General features: G+C 39.4%; 27 protein-coding genes. 17 read left to right on the plus strand and 10 right to left on the minus strand.

The annotated features are described in order from the left end of the window. The first annotated feature begins 7 nt into the window (after window positions 1-7). Window positions 8-625, plus strand: a complete 618-nt coding sequence (locus SCI76_RS22730; RefSeq protein WP_048019411.1) for an acetate uptake transporter — start codon at window positions 8-10, stop codon at window positions 623-625. Between the two features lie 144 nt (window positions 626-769). Beyond that, window positions 770-1,270 (plus strand): GNAT family N-acetyltransferase, encoded by a 501-nt coding sequence (locus tag SCI76_RS22735; RefSeq protein ID WP_033580157.1) that lies wholly within the window; start codon window positions 770-772, stop codon window positions 1,268-1,270. 22 nt (window positions 1,271-1,292) lie between these two features. Here SCI76_RS22735 and SCI76_RS22740 read toward each other — a convergent pair whose 3' ends face one another. Beyond that, complete coding sequence (locus SCI76_RS22740; protein ID WP_255906674.1) at window positions 1,293-1,424, minus strand: hypothetical protein; 132 nt, start codon at window positions 1,422-1,424, stop codon at window positions 1,293-1,295. A 242-nt stretch (window positions 1,425-1,666) separates the two neighbouring features. On the opposite strand from SCI76_RS22740, the gene SCI76_RS22745 reads away from it, so the two are divergent. The 3 genes from SCI76_RS22745 (at window position 1,667) to SCI76_RS22755 (ending at window position 2,631) form a co-directional block, all read left to right on the plus strand. Further along, on the plus strand, window positions 1,667-1,867 hold the full coding sequence (locus SCI76_RS22745) for a helix-turn-helix transcriptional regulator (protein ID WP_063247495.1): 201 nt from the start codon (window positions 1,667-1,669) through the stop codon (window positions 1,865-1,867). Between the two features lie 154 nt (window positions 1,868-2,021). Next, entirely contained in the window at window positions 2,022-2,186 is a 165-nt protein-coding gene (locus tag SCI76_RS22750) for a hypothetical protein (RefSeq protein WP_255902057.1), read from the plus strand. Between the two features lie 31 nt (window positions 2,187-2,217). After that, window positions 2,218-2,631 (plus strand): DUF5301 domain-containing protein, encoded by a 414-nt coding sequence (locus tag SCI76_RS22755; protein ID WP_255902054.1) that lies wholly within the window; start codon window positions 2,218-2,220, stop codon window positions 2,629-2,631. Window positions 2,632-2,712: 81 nt separating this feature from the next. Here the strand turns inward: SCI76_RS22755 and SCI76_RS22760 are convergent, their stop codons facing one another. Together SCI76_RS22760 and SCI76_RS22765 are read right to left on the minus strand one after the other, a co-directional pair. Continuing rightward, the gene (locus SCI76_RS22760) at window positions 2,713-2,853 is read right to left on the minus strand and encodes a hypothetical protein (RefSeq protein ID WP_013058226.1); all 141 of its coding nucleotides are present in this window, start codon (window positions 2,851-2,853) and stop codon (window positions 2,713-2,715) included. A gap of 166 nt (window positions 2,854-3,019) precedes the next feature. Beyond that, entirely contained in the window at window positions 3,020-3,652 is a 633-nt protein-coding gene (locus SCI76_RS22765; RefSeq protein WP_255906648.1) for a LysE family transporter, read from the minus strand. Window positions 3,653-3,791: 139 nt separating this feature from the next. On the opposite strand from SCI76_RS22765, the gene SCI76_RS22770 reads away from it, so the two are divergent. Next, window positions 3,792-4,403, plus strand: a complete 612-nt coding sequence (locus tag SCI76_RS22770; protein WP_328175094.1) for a transglutaminase-like domain-containing protein — start codon at window positions 3,792-3,794, stop codon at window positions 4,401-4,403. Between the two features lie 127 nt (window positions 4,404-4,530). Beyond that, window positions 4,531-4,665: a hypothetical protein gene (locus SCI76_RS22775; RefSeq protein WP_255293408.1), complete on the plus strand. Its 135-nt coding sequence runs from the start codon at window positions 4,531-4,533 to the stop codon at window positions 4,663-4,665. Window positions 4,666-4,737: 72 nt separating this feature from the next. Here the strand turns inward: SCI76_RS22775 and SCI76_RS22780 are convergent, their stop codons facing one another. The 3 genes from SCI76_RS22780 to SCI76_RS22790 form a co-directional block, all read right to left on the minus strand. After that, entirely contained in the window at window positions 4,738-5,178 is a 441-nt protein-coding gene (locus SCI76_RS22780; RefSeq protein ID WP_275210954.1) for a DUF5391 family protein, read from the minus strand. Window positions 5,179-5,255: 77 nt separating this feature from the next. After that, a complete protein-coding gene (locus SCI76_RS22785; protein ID WP_047750298.1) occupies window positions 5,256-5,453 on the minus strand; it encodes a hypothetical protein in 198 nt (65 codons plus the stop codon). A 153-nt stretch (window positions 5,454-5,606) separates the two neighbouring features. After that, the gene (locus tag SCI76_RS22790) at window positions 5,607-6,089 is read right to left on the minus strand and encodes a DUF2500 domain-containing protein (RefSeq protein ID WP_255902043.1); all 483 of its coding nucleotides are present in this window, start codon (window positions 6,087-6,089) and stop codon (window positions 5,607-5,609) included. Between the two features lie 126 nt (window positions 6,090-6,215). Here SCI76_RS22790 and SCI76_RS22795 point away from each other — a divergent pair, with 126 nt between their 5' ends. Together SCI76_RS22795 and SCI76_RS22800 are read left to right on the plus strand one after the other, a co-directional pair. Continuing rightward, complete coding sequence (locus SCI76_RS22795) at window positions 6,216-7,181, plus strand: 2-hydroxyacid dehydrogenase (protein WP_407544424.1); 966 nt, start codon at window positions 6,216-6,218, stop codon at window positions 7,179-7,181. Between the two features lie 11 nt (window positions 7,182-7,192). After that, window positions 7,193-7,423 (plus strand): DUF3953 domain-containing protein, encoded by a 231-nt coding sequence (locus SCI76_RS22800; protein WP_049165787.1) that lies wholly within the window; start codon window positions 7,193-7,195, stop codon window positions 7,421-7,423. 28 nt (window positions 7,424-7,451) lie between these two features. On the opposite strand, the gene SCI76_RS22805 is transcribed toward SCI76_RS22800, so the two are convergent. Beyond that, a complete protein-coding gene (locus tag SCI76_RS22805; protein ID WP_063247489.1) occupies window positions 7,452-8,327 on the minus strand; it encodes a Cof-type HAD-IIB family hydrolase in 876 nt (291 codons plus the stop codon). A gap of 164 nt (window positions 8,328-8,491) precedes the next feature. Here SCI76_RS22805 and SCI76_RS22810 point away from each other — a divergent pair, with 164 nt between their 5' ends. Beyond that, window positions 8,492-9,250, plus strand: coding sequence for a DeoR/GlpR family DNA-binding transcription regulator (locus SCI76_RS22810; protein WP_014458988.1), 759 nt, complete (start codon window positions 8,492-8,494; stop codon window positions 9,248-9,250). A gap of 53 nt (window positions 9,251-9,303) precedes the next feature. Then, window positions 9,304-9,513, plus strand: a complete 210-nt coding sequence (locus SCI76_RS22815; RefSeq protein WP_028414708.1) for a hypothetical protein — start codon at window positions 9,304-9,306, stop codon at window positions 9,511-9,513. A 36-nt stretch (window positions 9,514-9,549) separates the two neighbouring features. Here the strand turns inward: SCI76_RS22815 and SCI76_RS22820 are convergent, their stop codons facing one another. Both SCI76_RS22820 and SCI76_RS22825 read right to left on the minus strand, forming a co-directional pair. Continuing rightward, window positions 9,550-10,239: a YoaK family protein gene (locus SCI76_RS22820; protein ID WP_028414707.1), complete on the minus strand. Its 690-nt coding sequence runs from the start codon at window positions 10,237-10,239 to the stop codon at window positions 9,550-9,552. 73 nt (window positions 10,240-10,312) lie between these two features. Next, window positions 10,313-10,813 (minus strand): GNAT family N-acetyltransferase, encoded by a 501-nt coding sequence (locus SCI76_RS22825; RefSeq protein WP_028414706.1) that lies wholly within the window; start codon window positions 10,811-10,813, stop codon window positions 10,313-10,315. A 125-nt stretch (window positions 10,814-10,938) separates the two neighbouring features. On the opposite strand from SCI76_RS22825, the gene SCI76_RS22830 reads away from it, so the two are divergent. The 6 genes from SCI76_RS22830 (at window position 10,939) to SCI76_RS22855 (ending at window position 17,836) form a co-directional block, all read left to right on the plus strand. Further along, window positions 10,939-11,868, plus strand: a complete 930-nt coding sequence (locus SCI76_RS22830; protein WP_328179628.1) for a hypothetical protein — start codon at window positions 10,939-10,941, stop codon at window positions 11,866-11,868. A 104-nt stretch (window positions 11,869-11,972) separates the two neighbouring features. Further along, window positions 11,973-12,602, plus strand: a complete 630-nt coding sequence (locus tag SCI76_RS22835) for a CPBP family intramembrane glutamic endopeptidase (protein WP_063247487.1) — start codon at window positions 11,973-11,975, stop codon at window positions 12,600-12,602. A gap of 225 nt (window positions 12,603-12,827) precedes the next feature. Beyond that, window positions 12,828-13,523: a FadR/GntR family transcriptional regulator gene (locus tag SCI76_RS22840; protein ID WP_013058211.1), complete on the plus strand. Its 696-nt coding sequence runs from the start codon at window positions 12,828-12,830 to the stop codon at window positions 13,521-13,523. A 450-nt stretch (window positions 13,524-13,973) separates the two neighbouring features. Further along, complete coding sequence (locus tag SCI76_RS22845) at window positions 13,974-14,867, plus strand: PEP/pyruvate-binding domain-containing protein (protein WP_063247486.1); 894 nt, start codon at window positions 13,974-13,976, stop codon at window positions 14,865-14,867. Between the two features lie 22 nt (window positions 14,868-14,889). Then, the gene (locus tag SCI76_RS22850) at window positions 14,890-16,524 is read left to right on the plus strand and encodes a PEP-utilizing enzyme (RefSeq protein ID WP_063247485.1); all 1,635 of its coding nucleotides are present in this window, start codon (window positions 14,890-14,892) and stop codon (window positions 16,522-16,524) included. Next, on the plus strand, window positions 16,511-17,836 hold the full coding sequence (locus tag SCI76_RS22855) for an MFS transporter (RefSeq protein WP_407544431.1): 1,326 nt from the start codon (window positions 16,511-16,513) through the stop codon (window positions 17,834-17,836). The genes SCI76_RS22850 and SCI76_RS22855 overlap by 14 nt, the downstream gene beginning before the upstream one ends. An 86-nt stretch (window positions 17,837-17,922) precedes the next feature. Here SCI76_RS22855 and SCI76_RS22860 read toward each other — a convergent pair whose 3' ends face one another. Beyond that, window positions 17,923-18,390 carry a hypothetical protein gene (locus SCI76_RS22860; RefSeq protein ID WP_407544433.1) on the minus strand — a complete coding sequence of 156 codons (468 nt, stop codon included), beginning with the start codon at window positions 18,388-18,390 and terminating at the stop codon, window positions 17,923-17,925. Window positions 18,391-18,459 lie beyond the last annotated feature (69 nt).

The following is an 18,459-nucleotide window of genomic DNA, read 5'->3' on the forward strand; positions in this document are numbered from 1 at the left end:
GTACAACATGAGTAACAACAGCACGCAGCACGTTAAAATTGTAACAGCGGATCCATCAGCGCTAGGCCTATTCGGACTTGCCATGGTGACACTTGTTGCATCGTTTCAAAAGCTTGGGGTAACCGATGGTGTTTCATTGGTATTGCCATGGGCAATTTTTTTAGGCGGAATAGGGCAGCTAATTGCGTCTATGCAAGATTTCAAACATAATAATACCTTCGGCGCAACGGCTTTTGGTGCCTTCGGTTTATTTTGGCTAGGTGTAGCGATGACATGGCTTATTCAGCTTGGCGCATTTGGAGAAGCGCTCGCAAAAGAAGCGGATCCGAAGCAGCTCGCATTTGCTTTTGTCGGCTACTTAATTTTCAGCGTTTTTATGACGATTGGAGCAATGGGCACTCATAAAGTATTATTTATTATTTTTGTATTAATTGATTTCTTATTTATTGGATTATCGCTAAGTACATTTGGTGTGGCATATGAATACACGCACTTACTAGCAGCAGTGTCAGAGCTATTAATTGCTCTGTTTTCATTCTATGGATCTGCAGCGGCTGTATTAAATACTCACTACGGTCGAGTTGTGCTTCCAGTGGGCAAGCCGTTTGGGGCATTTATCAAATAATCAAGACGTTCATTAAAAAGCGAAGTAGGGTTGAATTCTGTATGATGCAGAGGTCAATCCTTTTTTGTTTGGGCATTTTTATATATAGTAGAAAGAGATAGTTATATATAATAGAAGCTTTTAGAGAAAAAAGAGAAATACATAATGAAAGGAATCGTTTCAATGATTATAAGACAAGTGGATGAAAAAGATTTAAACCAATTAATTACATTAGAAAACAAAGGGTTTACACCTGAAGAAGCTGCCTCAAAAGATGCATTTATCACGCGAATTAAAACCATTCCTGATACGTTTATCATCGCCGAAGAAAATGAAGAAATAATCGGATATGTGAACGGACCCGTTATTTCAGCTCCGTTTATTACGGATGATTTGTTTGAAAAAACGATTTCGAACCCTGAGACAGGCGGTTATCAAAGTATTTTGGGTATCGTTGTAAATCCCAAGCATCATCACAAAGGAATTGCCAGTATGCTGCTAAAAGAGTTTGAAAAACAAGCGCGGAACAAACAGCGCGTAACGGTGACTTTAACGTGTAAAGAAGAATTGATTCCGTTTTACGAAAAAAATGGATATGTGAATCAAGGAGTTGCGCAGTCCCAGCATGCAGGCGTGCAGTGGTTTAATATGAGTAAGGAGCTTTAATGTTACTACTATGAATTGCTTGTTACACCGCTAATGATTTCGGTGCAAGGCTTCGCTTTCCGCGGGCGGCCGCTGAGCCTCCTCGTCGCTTGCGCTCCTGCGGGGTCTCACCTGTTCCGCTTTTTCCCGCAGGAGTCTTCGCCTTGCCCTCCAATCATCAGCTAGAAGCACCTACATACACGAAACCTACGTTCATCATACGCATAAAAAAATTAGCAAGAGGTGAATTCTTAACCAAACTCGTTCGCCTTGTCCTTCAACTAACCTACTTTTGTTTCAATCTCTATTTCAGTTATGTAAAAGACGCTACTTTGTCAAACATATTTGACAGTAACAAGGAAGATAATATAAGATATGGGTGTAAAAAGTTTTTTACATTTTAGAGATGAGTGATGAATGGTGGAAAACCGAATTAAAGAACTGCGTAAAGTCAAGCGGATGTCTCAAGATGAATTGGCGAAAGTATGCGGCGTATCGAGACAAACGATTAACGCAATTGAAAACAATAAGTATGATCCAAGCTTAGCGCTGGCTTTCCAGCTGGCCCAAGAACTGGGAGCAACAGTAGATGAGCTGTTTTTATTTCATAAATCATAAGTTAGTTAAAAAAAGGTAATGTGAAGCAACGATCTTCCTAGTAGGCGTGTTGACGATTCTGACCTATAAGCGAACAATACATAAGTAGGTAGAAGATTAATACTATTTCTATTGCTTCATATAAAAAATTCACCAAGAGATGGCGGTGAAATGAATGAAAAATCGAGCTGCAGGAGTAGCTCTTACAAGTACGGGCATGTTACTGTTGATGATAACGTTAATACTTCCTGTTCCGGGATTAATCTATAGTTTACTTGTAGGAAGCAGCATTGTACTAAAAGGATGCGGAACAGGAGGAATAAAAAGGTGTATCACCTGAATGCAGCGTGATGTAGAAAAGGAGGTTCCTTTTGAAAAAAAGAACGATTATTATAGCTGCACTTTTATTTATCATCGTATTTTATTTTACATATACCGGGAAAGCCTATCAGTTAAAAGACGTCATAAAAGTAGATGAAGCAAACGTTACGCGTATTGAAATAGATACGGATGAAGGAAAACGTGTAGTAGATGATAAAAAAGAGATAAAGCAAATCGTACATTCTTTGGCAAAAGTAGAAGTGAAAAAAAGCAAGGAACTCGATCCAAAGTTTGACCAGTCTTACTGGGTAAAAATCGTTGAAAACGGAAAAGATGCGTACGGCTTAACGATTTACGATAATGACTACATAAAAGCATTTAATTTTAAAGATAAAAAGCAGGCCACGTATACGATTGTTAAAGATCAAAAAGTAGATGTGAAAAAGCTGTTTTCAACTAAATAAAAAACCTACTAAAAAAGACAGCCTGCGCTGTCTTTTTTTATAAAAATAACAGATTGAAAATTTTGACTATTTCAAGTGGAATTAATCCTTGCCTATATAATTAATAAATGATTGAATTAGGTCAATATCAGGGTTAACTAACAGTGCTGGAAGAAGGCCAAATGTTAATAATACAAGGACGTTTGATCCAATGAAGATGCGAAGTGCTTTTTTGATTTTCATGATATTTCCTCCCTTTTTTATATTTTCGTATAAAAAGAGAAAAAAATCAATAGAAATGTGACGAAATTGTGAACTTTTTGTCTGATAGTCCCTGATAGATTATAAAAATTCCCTCTTTATACTAGATAAAGAGGGGATATAGTAAGTCATAAAATATGTAGAAACATTAAAAGTACATGCCCAGATTCCCAATAAACTGGTAGAGAAAATAGCATGAAAAGCCAATTAAGATACATCCAGCCGCAATAGAAACCCATTTGATATAAAGCTGATTCAGCACTTTTCTAGTTCCAGAGACAATTGTCATTAAGCCCAGGTCATGAATTAAAATTCCCGTTAATATTCCGGCAGCAATCACTAGGAAATGAAACGAGTGAGAGGCTTGAAGCGAATTTGTCAGCACCGTTCCAAATACGCTCAGCCAAAAAATGAGATTGCTCGGAGAAATCGCAACAAAGATTCCGTTCACATAAGAAGAGGCAAACGACTTTTTTACGTGTTCTCCAGGAGCCGTTATATCATGATCCGCGTGTCTAATGCTGTTATAGCCAATATAAAGTAAAAAAAGTGCCCCTACAAGCCACATAACAAGCTGGATAAAAGGAGCAGACAAAAAAGAAGCCAGTCCAGAGTAAAGAAGCACAATTAGCAACAAATCAACCGTCATGCCTCCAAGTCCCACAACCCAGCCGTGAAGAAAACCATTTTTTAAACCTTGCTTCGTCATTTCAATCGTTACCGTACCAACGGGAAGGGCAATCGAAAGACCGAGCAGCACATTTGTTAAAAATAACGTCACCAAAAACAAAACCTCTTTCAATCTCGTATCTACTATCGTTTTCCGTTTAAGTGGTCTTTCATTATACAAAAATATGTAATAAAATTCAATATTATGAATAAAAAAACATACAGTGAAGATAAGAGGAGGAAAAAAGTAAATGAAGTTAATTTGTGAATCGTTGGAAAAAGAAGACTACACGCAAGAACTTCCTGAAGTGAATTTTACACATTCTTTGATTCAACAAAAGGTACGTGAACTCAAAAGCGGCTCGCCTTATTCTCCAATAGCGTACATAAAAAAAGCGTACGAGTTTGTGAGAGATAAAGTTTCTCATTCATGGGATATTCAAAGCAGAATCATCACGAAAACGGCTTCAGAGGCTTTAAAAGAAAAGGAAGGAATTTGTTACAGCAAATCTAATCTACTAGCCGCTTTGCTGCGTGCAGAAGGGATTCCGACAGGCTTTTGTTATCAAAGATTAATCCTTGGGGATACGATAGACACAGGCTACTGTATTCATGCGTTAAATGCTGTCTACATCAAAAGTGAAAAGAAATGGATTCGATTAGACGCGAGAGGAAATAAAGAAGAAGTGCAAGCCGACTTTTCGCTAAAAAAAGAAAAACTGGCTTTTCCAGTAAATCCTGCACAGGGTGAAGTAGACTATGCGACTATTTATACAAAATCCCGCAAAGAAACAATGGACGTGTTGTCTCAGCACGAAGACTGCTTGGATATGTATTTGCACTACTTGCCTACCGAGCTATAAAAAGCGGCTGGGATAAACGTATTTTAGTTGAAGGAAGATCCGAACGATGAATGGAGAACCTTAATAGAGAATGAAATTCGTTCGGATTTTTTATTGATAGTTTCATGTATGTGGCTGCTTCTAGCTGGTGATTGGAGGGCAAGACGAAGACTCCTGCGGGGAAAGCGGAACAGGTGAGACCCCACAGGAGCGTAAGCTACGAGGAGGCTCACCGGCCGCCCGCGGAAAGCGAAGTCTTGCACGGAAATCAACAGCGGTGTAACAAGCGGTTCAGCTCATCTCTCCATTTTATTCGTCTTTAACTGAAAAATTAGTATGCCATCTCTTCACCATTTTAAACGCTTTCCTGCACGGTGGTTGACGGTCTTTTAAACGCAGCAACTAACCATACAATATTCGTAATCAGTAAGCCCAAACAAGAAATCATTACACCTATGATGGAAGCTAAGTTTCCTGAGAAATCTTCCAGTCCAAATAAAAACAGAGCCGGCATCAGTAATAGAGTACTAGCAGCGATTAAAAGTCCAATACTACAAAAAGCGGCCATCACAAATTTTAAGAAGTTGATTCCTATCATATAAAAAGCTAAAGGCAGCAAATATAAAAATAGAATCATGCCAAGAGATAACCACATTCCTACTGAACCGAACGTATTAACGTTTGGACCTGAATCTGCTAGAGGTGAAAGCGAAGCAAGAACTATGATAGAGCAGAAAAATAGTGCAGAAAGCAAAGTGGTGATTGCCACACTATTTTTTGCTGTCGAATTATGCACTGTTTTTTAACCTCCTTTCCAAATAAAAAGTATATGGATTAATTTTACAATATAAAAGTCTGAAAATAACCAATTTTTTACAAAAATGTTCGATAGGCTGGATAATAATGAAGAGAAGATGGGTTGAGATAATACACGTGAACATATTTTTTGTGTGGGCCTGGATAGTGGGTTTCGTGCCAGTATTGCGTCAGTATTGTTTGAATAGGGTGCGAATGAGGGGCCTCTCCGTAATGTCCGTAGTAGATGCCGCTTCCTGAATAAGGAGAATACATAAAATCACCTGCCTGCTTAAATGAATGTGTTACACGGTATGTTTTTATACGGATTAACGTTCTTCTACAGTGTAAAAAGGGCACAAATAGGTCGTTTGCTGTATAAATGCCTCACTCCAGTAAAAAAGACCTCTAAAAGCACGAGGTCATAAGCTAAGCATCTGTATGTTCTTCACTGAGATTTCTTTGAAAATCCAAAAAACGAGTTCCTTGAAACGTCAGTATTCCTTCGTCTCCTTCTGCAAGCTTGCCGTACTGGCTGCCTGAAACAGTAAATTCAGAGCGGTCGGTGCTTTCAAATTGAAAGGTTACGTAGTAAGTTGTAGACGTATGAGAGTGGTGATGTTCGTGAGCGTGACTGTTGTGGTGCTGGACGTTTGTCCGTTTGCCCGTAATTTTTGCTTTTACAGATAGACGGGGAGACTGCTCATTTTTGCTCCACGTGCTGATTCCTTTAAAAATAGAAAATAAGAAAATACCAATAACAATAAAAAAAAATAGCATAACAAACGTAGGCATTCCGTTAAATAACGCATCGTCTGGAAAAAAAGCGCCTCCGCTTAGGTCAGCATCACCTTCAAAAACAATGTCATCTCCGGACGGGTCATCTTCAAATATCATTTCATCTTCAAACATTCGTATTCCCCCTTACTATAAATACGGTTCCTGAATGGAAAAAGTTTCATCTTTATAGTAGTCTTATGATAGGATAGCTAGTTACTATTCATACATATGAGTGAACAAGGAAAAGGAGAGATCAACATGGCGAAATACAAAGTTGTTATGTCTGGAAAGACGTGGCCAAACGCTTACGAAAAGCTAGCGGAACACTGCGATATTCAAATGTGGGAAGGAGAAGGGAAGATTCCACAAGAAACGCTGCGCGACTGGCTTCGTAATGCTGACGGCTTTTTTAATATCGGCCACATTACAGTAGATGAAGAATTGTTAGAAGCAGCACCGAATCTGCGCGTTATTTCTCAATCGGGTGTCGGGTATGACAGTGTAGATGTCGAAGCGTGTACCAAAAAAGGCGTGCCGTTTAGCAATACGCCAGGAGTGCTAGTAGAAGCAACGGCAGACTTAACGTTTGGTCTCTTATTGTCAGCAGCTCGCCGCATTCATGAAGGCTATGAAAAAGTGAAACAAGGAAACTGGGAAACGGTATTTGGCGTTGATTTATTTGGAAAAACGCTTGGTATTGTTGGAATGGGCGATATCGGAAGCGCCGTTGCCAGACGAGCAAAGGCATCGGGGATGAACATCGTTTACCACAACCGAAGCCGCAAGCATGAAGCCGAAAAAGAGCTTGATGCCGTATATCTTTCGTTTGAAGAACTGCTTCACACAGCTGACTGTATCGTATGCTTAGTACCGCTTTCAGATCAAAGCAAAGGCATGTTTGGAGAAGCGGAATTTAAAGCTATGAAAAACAGCGCGTATTTTGTAAACGCAGCGCGCGGAGGATTAGTGGACACGGAAGCACTGTACGAAGCGCTGAAAAATGAAGAAATTGCGTATGCCGCACTGGACGTAACAGACCCAGAGCCGCTTCCGGCAGATCACAAGCTGCTGCAGCTTTCAAATGTGCTAGTAACGCCGCATATTGGAAGCGCTACGTACGAGACGCGCAATCGTATGGCAGATCTAGCCGTACAGAACCTGCTTTTAGGTCTTGAGAAAAAGCCTTTAGTGACGTGCGTGAATGAAGAAGTGAACTACAAGTAAGGAGAGATTTTTTGTTAAAAGCATTACAGCTTATTTTTTCAATTATTACCGTTGGACTGGCTCTTTATATGATGCTCACTCACAATGACCAGTTCCTTTCGCTTTTAAATATACTTCTAGGCTTAACGATGCTAGTTTTAGGAGCAATTGAATGGCAAAAAAGAAAGAAAACCAGCGCGTGGCTGCTGTTTTTCGTTGCGCTATTCAGCTGGTTTGTCGGTCTTTATCGCATGACCATTTAAAAACGCTTGGCATACGCCAAGCGTTTTTTTAATGTGCTTTTAGCTGCGTTTCTAACACGTTTTCAATAACGGAAGCTACTCCGTTTTCATCGTTTGTTAATGTAACGTCATCAGCTAGTGCTTTAATTTCTGCATGCGCATTTGCCATAGCGATTCCTTTTCCAGCTCTTTGCAGCATCGATACGTCGTTAAAGCTGTCTCCAATGGCAATGGTATCGTGAAGAGAAGCGCCAACCTCTTTTACAACGTAGTTTAATGCGTTTCCTTTTGACGCATCTTTGTGTTCGAGTTCAAAGTTATGATCAGCGGAAGAGACAAGGGTCATGTCGTGCTGCTTGCTAAAGTGATCCCAGCCTTTTTTTCGTTTTTCATCATCAAATGAAAAAGCCAATACGTTATAAAGCTCAGCGTTTGTATTTAAAATATCTTCATACGATGCAACAAAGGCAAATCCCGTTTGGCTGTACTGCTTAGCGGCAGCGTGATGAAGTATTTCTTCGTCCACGTTTTTATTGGCGCTTTTTACTCGGTCAATTTCAATGGCCAGCAGCTCACGGCCTGAGTTTGGCGTATAAATGGCATGTTCAGCAAACACTTCATAATAAAATTCGTTTGCATCCAGCCACTGAAGCGCTTCTTTTACGTGATGGGCATCAATTGGAACAGAATGTCTGAGCTGTCCGTCCGGGTCATGAATAGTCGCTCCGTTTGCGGCAATCACCCAAAGGTTGGAAAGCTCAGCTTTTTTTAAAATTTCCTGCACGTCGAAATAAGCGCGCCCCGTAGCAACCACGACTTCAACTCCGTGTTTTTGCGCTTTTTTAATTGCTTCTGCATTAATTGTGCTAATTTCACTGCTGCTATTTAAAAGAGTTCCATCTAAGTCTGTAAAAATCATCTTCATAAACTATCTCTCCCTTTGACTATTATTACTTGTTTTTGCATGTTTTATCTTGTTTATTCTACAATAAACGAAAAAACACTGATAATCAAGCGTTTTTACATTGTTTTTACAAAAGAAACAAGTATAATAAAGTAAAAAGCAGAAAGAAAACAGGTGAACAAGCAATGTTAAAACAAGAAAGACGCAAACAAATTATGAATTTGCTTGAAAAAGAAGGGCGCATTGTAGCTACGACGCTTAGCCAAACGCTGAACGTTTCAGAAGATACAATCCGCAGAGATCTGCGGGAAATGGACGCGCTTGGTCTGCTGCAGCGCGTACACGGAGGAGCGCTTCCGCGTTCCACGTCTGCGGTTGATTACAAAGAGCGTAAACGTGAATTGATGGATGTTAAGCATTCACTTGCCGTTGCGGCGCTTCCGTTAATTAAAGACGGGCAGGTGCTCTTGATGGACGGAAGTACAACAAATATTCAGCTCGTCAAAGCTTTTCCAAAGAATTTAAACGTTACGGTTATTACAAACAGTCCGTTAATTACCGTTGCACTAGCGGAACATGACTTTGTAGAAGTTGTTTCTCTTGGAGGAACGTTTCGAAAAGAATCGATGGTCACAGTAGGACAAAGCGTGGTTGATACGCTTAAGCAAATTCGAGCGGATCTTTGTTTTTTAGGCGTATACGCAATCGATCCTAAAATCGGTATGAGCATTCCTTTGCTTGAAGAAATGCACATCAAAAGTCAAATGATAAAAAGTGCGAGTGAAGTAGCGGCTATTGTAACAGCTAAAAAACTCAATACGTCTTCAACGTACACGTTCAGCTCAGCCAACTCCCTAGATTGGCTCATTACAGAAGAACATGTGAACGAAACCGTGTTAAATGCTTATCGCGAAATCGGCATTGAAGTGATCACAAATAAATAGTAGTTTTGGTAAGGAAGTATATGGTAATGTAGAGTAAAAAAGGAGCTTGAGCGATGAGCGAACAAATAGATGTTACGCAGGAATTAGCGAAGCTTCAGCAAAGAGTCGAACACCTAGAGGAAAGAGTGGAAAAAGCAGAGTCCAGGCAAGGCCCTTTATGGTTTCTATGGGAAGCTATACGATCAATTTTAATTGGACTATTTATTGTAGGACCTGTGGTCGCCATTATTTTTGGCGTGTTAGGGGCACTATCCGGAAAATAAAAGACCCGTTTCTTTATTGAAACGGGTTTTTTATTATTATTTGTTTTCTGAATCAGAACGAAACTTCGTGCTGACAAAAATGATAATGGCTAATAGAATCACAATTGGCAGCCAAATAATTTCAAATTTATAAGCTGGCTCTGCAAGTGCGGCGATAACAGCGCCAAAGCAGTAAAGCACAAGAGACAGCGCGCGAAGAATCGCATCGGTGTTAAACGTTTTGCGGTAGCGAGGGCTGCGAAAACGTGCCGTTACGTCTTCAAAGAAGTTAGCAAGCGTCCCTGTTAATACAGTTGTAGAAATTCCGGCTACGCCAAGCTTTCGAGCAGCCGTTGTTTGAAGACCCATTGCTGAGCTTAATAAGAAAATAAATAAGTAAGTTAAGTGTAAAGAAGGAGAAAACGAAGATAAAAGTGCAAAAACAAGTAAAATCAATCCTTCTATTCCAAGGGCAATCGTTACGGCTTTAGGCCAAAACGTTTTTTCTTTGTTTCCAACTAGGATTGCAGCTCCTACAACTCCTACAATAAAACCTCCTAAAGCTGTGAGGGAATGAAAAACAGTTGTTTCAAGCGAGTTTCCGATTGCTAACCCAAGCAGCACGATGTTTCCCGTCATATTTGCAGTAAAGATATGGCCAAGGCTTAAGTAGCCAATTACATCGACGATACCTGCTGTTACGCAAAGAACGAGCAAAATAATGTTTCGATAAGTAGAATTCGTCACGGTAAGTCATCCTTTCTTTTTATACCAACTAAACAGTTTACCGTGAAGAAAAAAATCTGTCCAGAGAGTTGTCCTACAAATTTTCAAGTGTGTCCCACCCAAAAGCCACTTCAGATAGAGATGTACCATCAATGATAACGTCGGCGCGATCGATTCTTTTTCCGCCAAGCGCTTCATAAAATTGACAGGCGCCGTTTTGTTCAAAAGCCCATGTGAGCATCGTATGTATATCACGGTCTACAAGCTCTTGCGCTATTTTATGCATAAGCGCTTTGCCAATTCCTTTTCGCTGATGCTCTGTGAGTAAATACATGGCATACAGTTCTCCGGTATAGGAAGGATGCTTGTTGGTTCTTTCTTTACCATAAGAAGCAAAGCCTACGATTTGACCGTTTTCTTCTGCAACGAAAACAGAATTTGATTCCAGCTGCTTTTTCCAGACGGCTTTTCGCTTTTCAGCGTTCAACGAATGTAAAAAAGAATCCGGAACAAGTCCTTTATAAGTCGATTTCCAGCTTTCTACGTGTACGTGGGCAATGCCCGCTTCGTCACCAATTCTCCCTTGACGTATCATCTTCTCACCTCGTTTTTTTTTTTTTTTTTCTATATTTTAACATAAATTTAAAGGTGATATCCCCGTTTTTCCGTTTTCTTTGTATATATATAGTAGCTATTTTACATAACAAAGGAGATGACGTAATGAGTAAATTATTATTAAAAGATCAGCCGTTACTTGTACTGCCGGCGCTTGCAGTCAAAGTAGGAGTGAACGGAGCGCTGTTTCTTCAGCAGCTTCACTACTGGCTTGAAAAAAGCGTGAACGTGCAGGACGGATATACGTGGGTATACAATACCAATCAGCAGTGGCTGCAGCAGTTTCCGTTTTGGTCGCTTTCAACGATTCAACGCATCATTTCAAAGCTTGAAAAAGAAGGGTTAATTATAAAAGGAAAATACAACCGCTCTAAATTTAACAACACGGTTTGGTACCGAATTGATTATGAGCAATTAGAAAAGCTTATGCCAAGCGATGAATTTGAAGAGCTCGAAGATGTCAATTTGACAGAAAGGGCTAGTCAAATTGAAGCAGCGGAGCCGGTCACAGTGAAAGCGTCATTAACAGAGACTACAGCAGAAAATACAAATCAAATAAAAAGAGAAGAAGACGCGCATGACGCTTACGCCCAAACGTTGGAAGTCGCTTTTATTGCTAGAAGAAACCGAGGGATGTATCCTTCAGCGAATGACTTGAAGCATATGTACGAAGTCGCAAAAAGCGAAATACCACTAGAAACGGCGCTATCAGGACTGCATGAAGCATTCGATCACTACGAGCCTAAATACAGCGGTGATACGATTCGAGCGTTTGCTTATATCAAACAGCATCTTTTTCATAAGCATTATGTAACATCACAGCGTACGCTAGCGAGTCACCAGACTGAAAAGCCGATTTCCTACGTCAATAAAAAGCGTGTAGTTCGCAAAGAATTGACGCCGGATTGGCTAAGAGAAAATGAAGAGGCAGCGCCTTTAGCTTCAGCTTTTAAAGACGATGCTCACTTTGAAGAAGAAAAGAAAAAGCTGGCAGAAAGTCTTCGCGAGCTGGAGCAAGAATTAAAAAATAATTGAAAATAACACTGGACTTTTATAAGATAAAAGATAGTAAACCTTTTGAAGACGAAAGGTTTACTTGGTAAAAGAAAAGCGGCTTTTAAAGAAGGTGCGCCATAAACGTGATAAAATTTTTGTTTTTGCTGTTCATGCCTACAATCTTTGTTTTTTTCGGTTTGTGGCTTATCCAAAATGTGTTGGTAACATTTGTTTGCTTTTACGGCTGGATGTTTATGATTTTATATGCGAATAATAAAATTAACTTTAAGGTAGCGCTTACAAAGAAATCTCTGTATGTGGGAACTCTCAGCGGAATTCTATGTGCTGCTGCGATAATTGGAAGCAGCCTGCTTTTTTCTGGTAAAATCTTTCATGTGAAAGATATGCAAGCGGTTTTGCAAATATGGGGATTTAGCGGGTGGAAAGTTGCCGTTTTAGCCGTCGTTTTGATTTTTATTAATCCTGTTTTAGAAGAAATGTATTGGCGGGTGTATATACAAAATAAAGTGAAAAAGCATGTTTCTGTACTTGCTTCGAGCACTGTTACATCAAGCTTTTATACGCTTTATCACGTATTCATTATCCTTCCTGTTTTCGTATTTCCGTTTAATATGATCTCGGTAATAGGCGTCTTTTCAGCAGGTATGATGTGGGCGTATATAAGAGAGCGATATGGTATCAAAGGGGCCATCATCAGTCATGCGCTAGCGGATGCGGCGATTATGATTGTATACGGATTATATGTAAGATAGTGGTATTATATCAAAAAACCATGAATCGTTATTCATTTATAACTTGTTTTCATGGTATAATAACAATAATAGTAAAATTTTATCAACACATTTGAATTGAAATAATGTATACTTGTAATACAAAGATTGAAGCGTTTACATAAATCGGAATACACATAGTTAATCTGGGTCCGATGAACACTAAAAAAAGAGAGAGAGATAATTACTTGGAGGAGGAATAGAAGTATGTTTGTACCTATTGAGCGTAAAAAAGTATCTAGTCAAGTGCTTGATCAATTAAAGAAGATGATTAAAGAGAAAACGTTCCCGCCAGAGTCTCGTTTACCGTCGGAACATGAACTGTCAAAAATGTTTGGAGTGAGCCGCGCACCGATTCGTGAAGCGCTAAGCGTTCTTTCTGCCAGTGGATTGATTGAATCAAGACAAGGCGGAGGAAGCTACGTAAAGCGTGTAAACTTAGTGGGCATGCTTGATCCAATGACGTTTGAAATGGTTGAAGCAGATCAGGTTCTTGAATTAATTGAAATGCGTATTATCATTGAGTCGCAGGCAGCAAGCTTAGCCGCGCTGCGCCGCACAGATGAAGAACTGATTGAAATTAAAGAATCGTTAGAAGCATTTAAAAAGACGGTTCATAACAGTGAAGAGATTGGACATGAAGCAGACTATCGTTTTCACCATGATATCGTGAAAGCAGCTCATAATTCATTCCTTCTTCATGCTGTAGAAGATTTAGGGCATTTATATCGAAAAGCGCTTGCTTATTCATTAAATAAAAGCCAAAAAGAAAATCGCAAGCAAACGGATGCTGACCATGAACGCATTTTTGAAGCGATTAAAAATGGAGAGCCAGAAGAAGCAGCAGAAGCGGTCCGTGATCACTTAGAGCACGTTCGCCAAAAAGTAATGGTATCTCAATAATAAAAAAACGACAGCCCGAGTGGCTGTCGTTTTTTATTACTCAGACCATTCATGTGAGGAAATAGCACACGATGAAAACGAAAATTTATGCTTAAGCCGGTGCAAATGTGCCGGCTTTTTTGTGTGTGAAAGGAGAAAATATCTAATTATACTCTTTTGGCGTTTGGCTGGCTGATTATCGCAGGGATTTGTATTATTGTCGGGCCTGTGGTGGAGTTCGTGAGGGAGAAGAAGGATAGAGATACAGTTTAATTTGTCAAAACAATACGAATTTCAAATGTGTTAGTTATAAAAAAGATCACAAATCATATTCTAGTGAATGTGGTTTGTGATTTTTTTGTAAAGATATTTAAAATTAGGTTAATTTTATAAAACTCCACCATGGATTTAAGTGGAATTTTATCGCTGTATTTGATGATCTTTTGACGTAAATGAAAGGAGGTGAAGTAATTGCATATCGTCTCTTTAGAAAAAGCATGTTATGCAGAACTTCAAGCAGTAGGTTCAAAAGCTTACAATCTTTCAAAAATGATTCAGCACGTTTCTCATATCCCTAAAGGATTTGTTTTGACATCTCACGCATTACTTTCCTTTTTAACATTTAACCAAATAGAAATAAAAACAGAAGATAGCAGCGTCATAGAAAAGAAGATTCAAAGCGGTACGTTTTCTGCAGCTCTGCAAAAAGAAATTGTTTCTTCGTATGCTAACGTTCAAGGTGCTGGTATAAAAGCCGTAGCCGTAAGATCTTCTTCCGCACTTGAAGATTTGGAAAATGCGTCTTTTGCCGGACAGTATGAAACGATATTAAATGTAAGAAACAGCGAAGAACTTTTGGCAAGTATAAAAAGATGCTGGGCTTCTTACTTTTCATCCATGGTTCAAGCGTATGCCGAAGATAAGGAAATTTCGCTTTCTAATCCCCAGATGGGTGTCCTTGTACAAGGAATGGTTGAAGCCGATGTATCGGGAGTAATTTTTAGCGTAAATCCTATTACAGAAAGTGAAGATGAAGTGGTCATTAACGTGGCGTACGGCTTAGGAGAAGGAATCGTATCAGGTGGTGTTACGCCGGATTTATTTATTATTCATAAACAGACAAGGAATATAATGAAAGAACTAGGATTAAAAGAATATAAGCTAGTGTCAGGTTTTACAGGAATAACAAAAGCGATGACAACGAATAAAGAAAAAAATGAATTTTCTATATCAGATGAAACAGCACTACAGCTGCTTCGTCTAACGAATCAAGTAGAGGAGTATTGCCAGTACGCTGTAGACATTGAATTTGCCATAAAAGATGAAGATATTTATCTGCTTCAAGTAAGACCGGTTACTACATAATGAAAAGGAAAGGGGAAATCAAATGAACGTATTATCTGCATTTCAAAACGACCTATTTTTAAGTGAGGAAGAAAAACAAACGGGGTTTTGGGTACAAGATAATTTACATATCGCACATGCACTAAGCCCTTTATACGCTTCTTTTCAGCTTCCGGCAATGACGTATGGGACAAAGCAAGGTTTTGAAACGTTAAAACTGCCTATTGCTCAATTTGTAGTGAAATTAGCTGATGGAAAAATGTATCAGCAAAATATCCCGTTTCCCGGTGACGTAAATGATCGCTTAAAGGAGCACCAAAAAGCAGTGAAGCCGCTGTTGCCTCGACTTAAACCTAGATTATACGAGTACGTTAATGAGGTGTTTTTACCTTTTTATACGAAAGTCAAAAGAAATGCGGAACGTCCTTTATCTTTAAAAGAAGCAGGGAAAAAAGTAAAAGAGCTGCATAATTTTTATAAAAAAGCTTGGCAGCTCCACTTTGAAATTGTCATGCCAAGAAGTGATTTAGGAATGATTTTAGAAGAGCTATATGGAAACTTGACGGGAGACGCGAATACCGCCTACGTATATGATCTGCTGGAAGGCGTGATGAACAAGTCACTTGAAACGGATCAAGCACTGTGGGAACTAACTGACACGGTAAAGCGTTCCGGCCCGTTAAAACAAGCTTTTACGGAACAAAGGTCAGAAGAAATAGAAGCAAATCTATTAGGCACAGCTGAAGGCAGAGAATTTTTAAAGAATCTGCAAAGCTTTTTAAATGAGTATGGCTATCGTTCTGCAAATTCGCACGAGTTTATTGATGAGACGTGGGTAGAAAATCCTTTACATGCGCTATCGATTATTGCTGGCTATGTGCGTAAAGATTACGACTTCAAGAAAAATTATGAAGACGTCGTAAAAAAGAGAGAAGAAAGCTACCGTGATGTACTCGCAAACATGCCGGAGTGCGAAGAAAAAGAGCAGTTTAAGCTGTTTTATGGATGGGCTTTGGACGCATGGGGGTTGGATGAAGATCATCATTTTTATATCGATGCGATGCTGCCTGCTACAGCAAGACTTTTTCTGCTGAATGTAGGAACTCTTTTAGCTGATCACCAAGTGATTCATCAGCCTCAAGATATTTTTCATTTTTATTACGATGAATTGCTGGAGGTATTAAAAAAACCCGTGGCATCTCATGAACTTATCGCCAATAGAAAGCAGGAGTTTAAAGAAAATCGTCATAAAAAAACGCCGCCTGCTTATGGAACGCCTCCTCAAACAGGAGAAGATCCTTTATTAGAGCGGGTATTCGGGAAAATGGGGCCTCCAGAAGTAGATGAAACGCAAAAAATCTTTAAAGGAAGTGCCGCTTCAAGAGGTGTTTATACGGGAGTGGTAAAAATCATTTCAGATCCAAGTCAATTTTCTAAGCTTAAACAAGGAGATGTTCTTGTGTGTGAAACAACAGCACCTGCTTGGACCACGTTATTTTCGCTTGCTGGCGCGATTGTAACCAATGCAGGAGGAATTTTATCTCATGCAGGAACAGTGGCTCGTGAATATAAACTTCCAGCGGTTCTTGGCACAAAAGTAGCCGTGGATCTACTAAAAGACGAAGATGTTGTTACCGTAGACGGAACTAACGGAGTGGTGACGATTGAACAGCAGTAAGCCGTCTTTGATTATCTTTTCTATTTTAACGGGAACTTTTTTAATTCCCGTTAATTCCACTATGATTGCGGTAGGCTTACCGTCTATTGCAAAAGCGCTTCATCTTTCCATCGTACATGTATCAGTAGTGGTAACTATTTATTTAATTGTGATGGCAGTTGCTCAGCCCATTGCGGGGAAACTTGGGGATTTATATGGAAATAAAACGATGTTCGTAGCTGGAATGATTATTTTTCTAGTGGGATCTGCCGCCTGTGTGTTTTCATATAACTTACTTTCGCTCACCGTTTTTCGAACGCTGCAAGCATTAGGAGGTGCACTGGCTACTCCTAATGCAACAGCGATTATGAGACACAGTTTACCAAAAGAAAAGCTTGGAAGAACGCTTGGGTTATTTGGATTATCAATGGGGCTAGGAGCAGCTGTAGGGCCTGTATTAGGTGCTTTTTTAATTAAGTATCTTGGATGGACGTCGATTTTTTGGTTTAACGTTCCTTTTGCTGTTCTATCGCTGATTTGTTCATTTATATACGTGCCGTCTAACGTAAAACAAAAAGCAAAAATGCTGGATATAGGGGGCGCTTTATTGCTTGGAGTGAGCATGACGAGCTTTACGCTAATGCTGACGCACCGTGATTTGTTTAATGCGTGGACTATTTTTATATGCATAGCGTCTATCGTTCTTTTCATTGTGCAAGAACGCAAAGTCCAAGAGCCGCTGATTGATTTTAAGCTTTTTAAGGTTCGTCCCTTTTTTTCTTCAAATCTTTCTATTCTATGCAGCAATTTTATGATGTATAGTACTATTTTGTTTGTTCCTCTTTTGCTAGAGAAGCAGTATGATATTCGTTTAATTGGTTTGCTTCTTTTCTTTTTTTCATTAGCCATGTCTATTTCTTCTTGGCTAGGAGGATTGTTAGCGGAAAAGGTAGGGAAAGAACATCCGATACGGTTATCATTTCTTATTTCACTGCTTGCGGCGATGCTTTATTTCCACTTAGCAAGTGCCTCCATTTCTTATACCATTGTATCTTTATTAGTAGGAGGAGTGGGAGCAGGAATCGGTGTTTCATCTATGCAGGCTATGAATATCCAATCCGTCAAAAAAGAGCAATCAGGCACTGCATCGGGCATTTATTCTACTTTTCGCTATATTGGAGGGATGTTAGCGTCTGCTGCGGTGAGCTTGTTAGTAGGCACTACTGGTCTATTAGTGGTTCTATGTATAGCCGGAATAGCAGGATTCCTTGTGTCGTTAGTTGGAAAAGAAAAAGAAAAGCAAGTTTCCTTGTCTAAAGACGTTTTTAAATAAAAAAGAATAGCCAGCGGAGAAGCAGACACTCATTTTATTGCAGGTCCTGAAAATGATGATGTGCTGATCCAAAGGCTATTCTATTTTTAAGTGATCGCTCTTTTTTCAATTTTACACACCCACCGGTAATACTGCACCACCATCCAAAACAACAGCGGATTTAAGAGGAGCGAATACCACCACGTCCACCATCCGTAGTGAAAATAACCCCAAGGAGCAGGGAGAAGAGCCACTACTTCATAAAGTAAAACAGCAACCGACCAAAATAAAATATAGGTGGCTTTTTTTGTGAGGTTCCCGGCAAGGGGATAGTAGGTAAGAAAAAGCATGTTTACAGGCGGAATGAGAACAGTATAAGCAAAAATACCTTGCCAGTCCGTCTCTTGTGTAAAATACCAGTAGCCGTGAAATTTGAAATTAATAAAGACGTCAAAGATGTGCTGAGCAGCAATGGTGAACATCCAAATGTGTACAACTTGATTTGCTGTGAAGCGCTTGTTTGTTTTAAAAGCAAGAACGTTAAATACTAAAATAGAAAGAATTAATCCAATCATATTGGTTCTCCTTTTGGCTTCTTGACTATATTGTATAATTTTAGGAGATTAAATCCAATAGAGAAATGG

This window comes from Priestia sp. HNGD-A6, from assembly GCF_045784335.1.
Taxonomy (GTDB): domain Bacteria; phylum Bacillota; class Bacilli; order Bacillales; family Bacillaceae_H; genus Priestia; species Priestia zanthoxyli.

What these genes read in the sequence shown, in the direction of transcription:
- SCI76_RS22830 (WP_328179628.1), top strand. Translation starts at nt 10,939, where the DNA reads ATGAGTAAATTATTATTAAAAGATCAGCCGTTACTTGTACTGCCGGCG.
- SCI76_RS22795 (WP_407544424.1), top strand. Translation starts at nt 6,216, where the DNA reads ATGGCGAAATACAAAGTTGTTATGTCTGGAAAGACGTGGCCAAACGCT.
- SCI76_RS22730 (WP_048019411.1), top strand. Translation starts at nt 8, where the DNA reads ATGAGTAACAACAGCACGCAGCACGTTAAAATTGTAACAGCGGATCCA.
- SCI76_RS22790 (WP_255902043.1), bottom strand. Translation starts at nt 6,089, where the DNA reads ATGTTTGAAGATGAAATGATATTTGAAGATGACCCGTCCGGAGATGAC.
- SCI76_RS22785 (WP_047750298.1), bottom strand. Translation starts at nt 5,453, where the DNA reads ATGTATTCTCCTTATTCAGGAAGCGGCATCTACTACGGACATTACGGA.
- SCI76_RS22815 (WP_028414708.1), top strand. Translation starts at nt 9,304, where the DNA reads ATGAGCGAACAAATAGATGTTACGCAGGAATTAGCGAAGCTTCAGCAA.
- SCI76_RS22805 (WP_063247489.1), bottom strand. Translation starts at nt 8,327, where the DNA reads ATGAAGATGATTTTTACAGACTTAGATGGAACTCTTTTAAATAGCAGC.
- SCI76_RS22810 (WP_014458988.1), top strand. Translation starts at nt 8,492, where the DNA reads ATGTTAAAACAAGAAAGACGCAAACAAATTATGAATTTGCTTGAAAAA.
- SCI76_RS22840 (WP_013058211.1), top strand. Translation starts at nt 12,828, where the DNA reads ATGTTTGTACCTATTGAGCGTAAAAAAGTATCTAGTCAAGTGCTTGAT.
- SCI76_RS22850 (WP_063247485.1), top strand. Translation starts at nt 14,890, where the DNA reads ATGAACGTATTATCTGCATTTCAAAACGACCTATTTTTAAGTGAGGAA.
- SCI76_RS22825 (WP_028414706.1), bottom strand. Translation starts at nt 10,813, where the DNA reads ATGATACGTCAAGGGAGAATTGGTGACGAAGCGGGCATTGCCCACGTA.
- SCI76_RS22735 (WP_033580157.1), top strand. Translation starts at nt 770, where the DNA reads ATGAAAGGAATCGTTTCAATGATTATAAGACAAGTGGATGAAAAAGAT.
- SCI76_RS22750 (WP_255902057.1), top strand. Translation starts at nt 2,022, where the DNA reads ATGAAAAATCGAGCTGCAGGAGTAGCTCTTACAAGTACGGGCATGTTA.
- SCI76_RS22770 (WP_328175094.1), top strand. Translation starts at nt 3,792, where the DNA reads ATGAAGTTAATTTGTGAATCGTTGGAAAAAGAAGACTACACGCAAGAA.
- SCI76_RS22760 (WP_013058226.1), bottom strand. Translation starts at nt 2,853, where the DNA reads ATGAAAATCAAAAAAGCACTTCGCATCTTCATTGGATCAAACGTCCTT.
- SCI76_RS22745 (WP_063247495.1), top strand. Translation starts at nt 1,667, where the DNA reads ATGGTGGAAAACCGAATTAAAGAACTGCGTAAAGTCAAGCGGATGTCT.
- SCI76_RS22860 (WP_407544433.1), bottom strand. Translation starts at nt 18,390, where the DNA reads ATGATTGGATTAATTCTTTCTATTTTAGTATTTAACGTTCTTGCTTTT.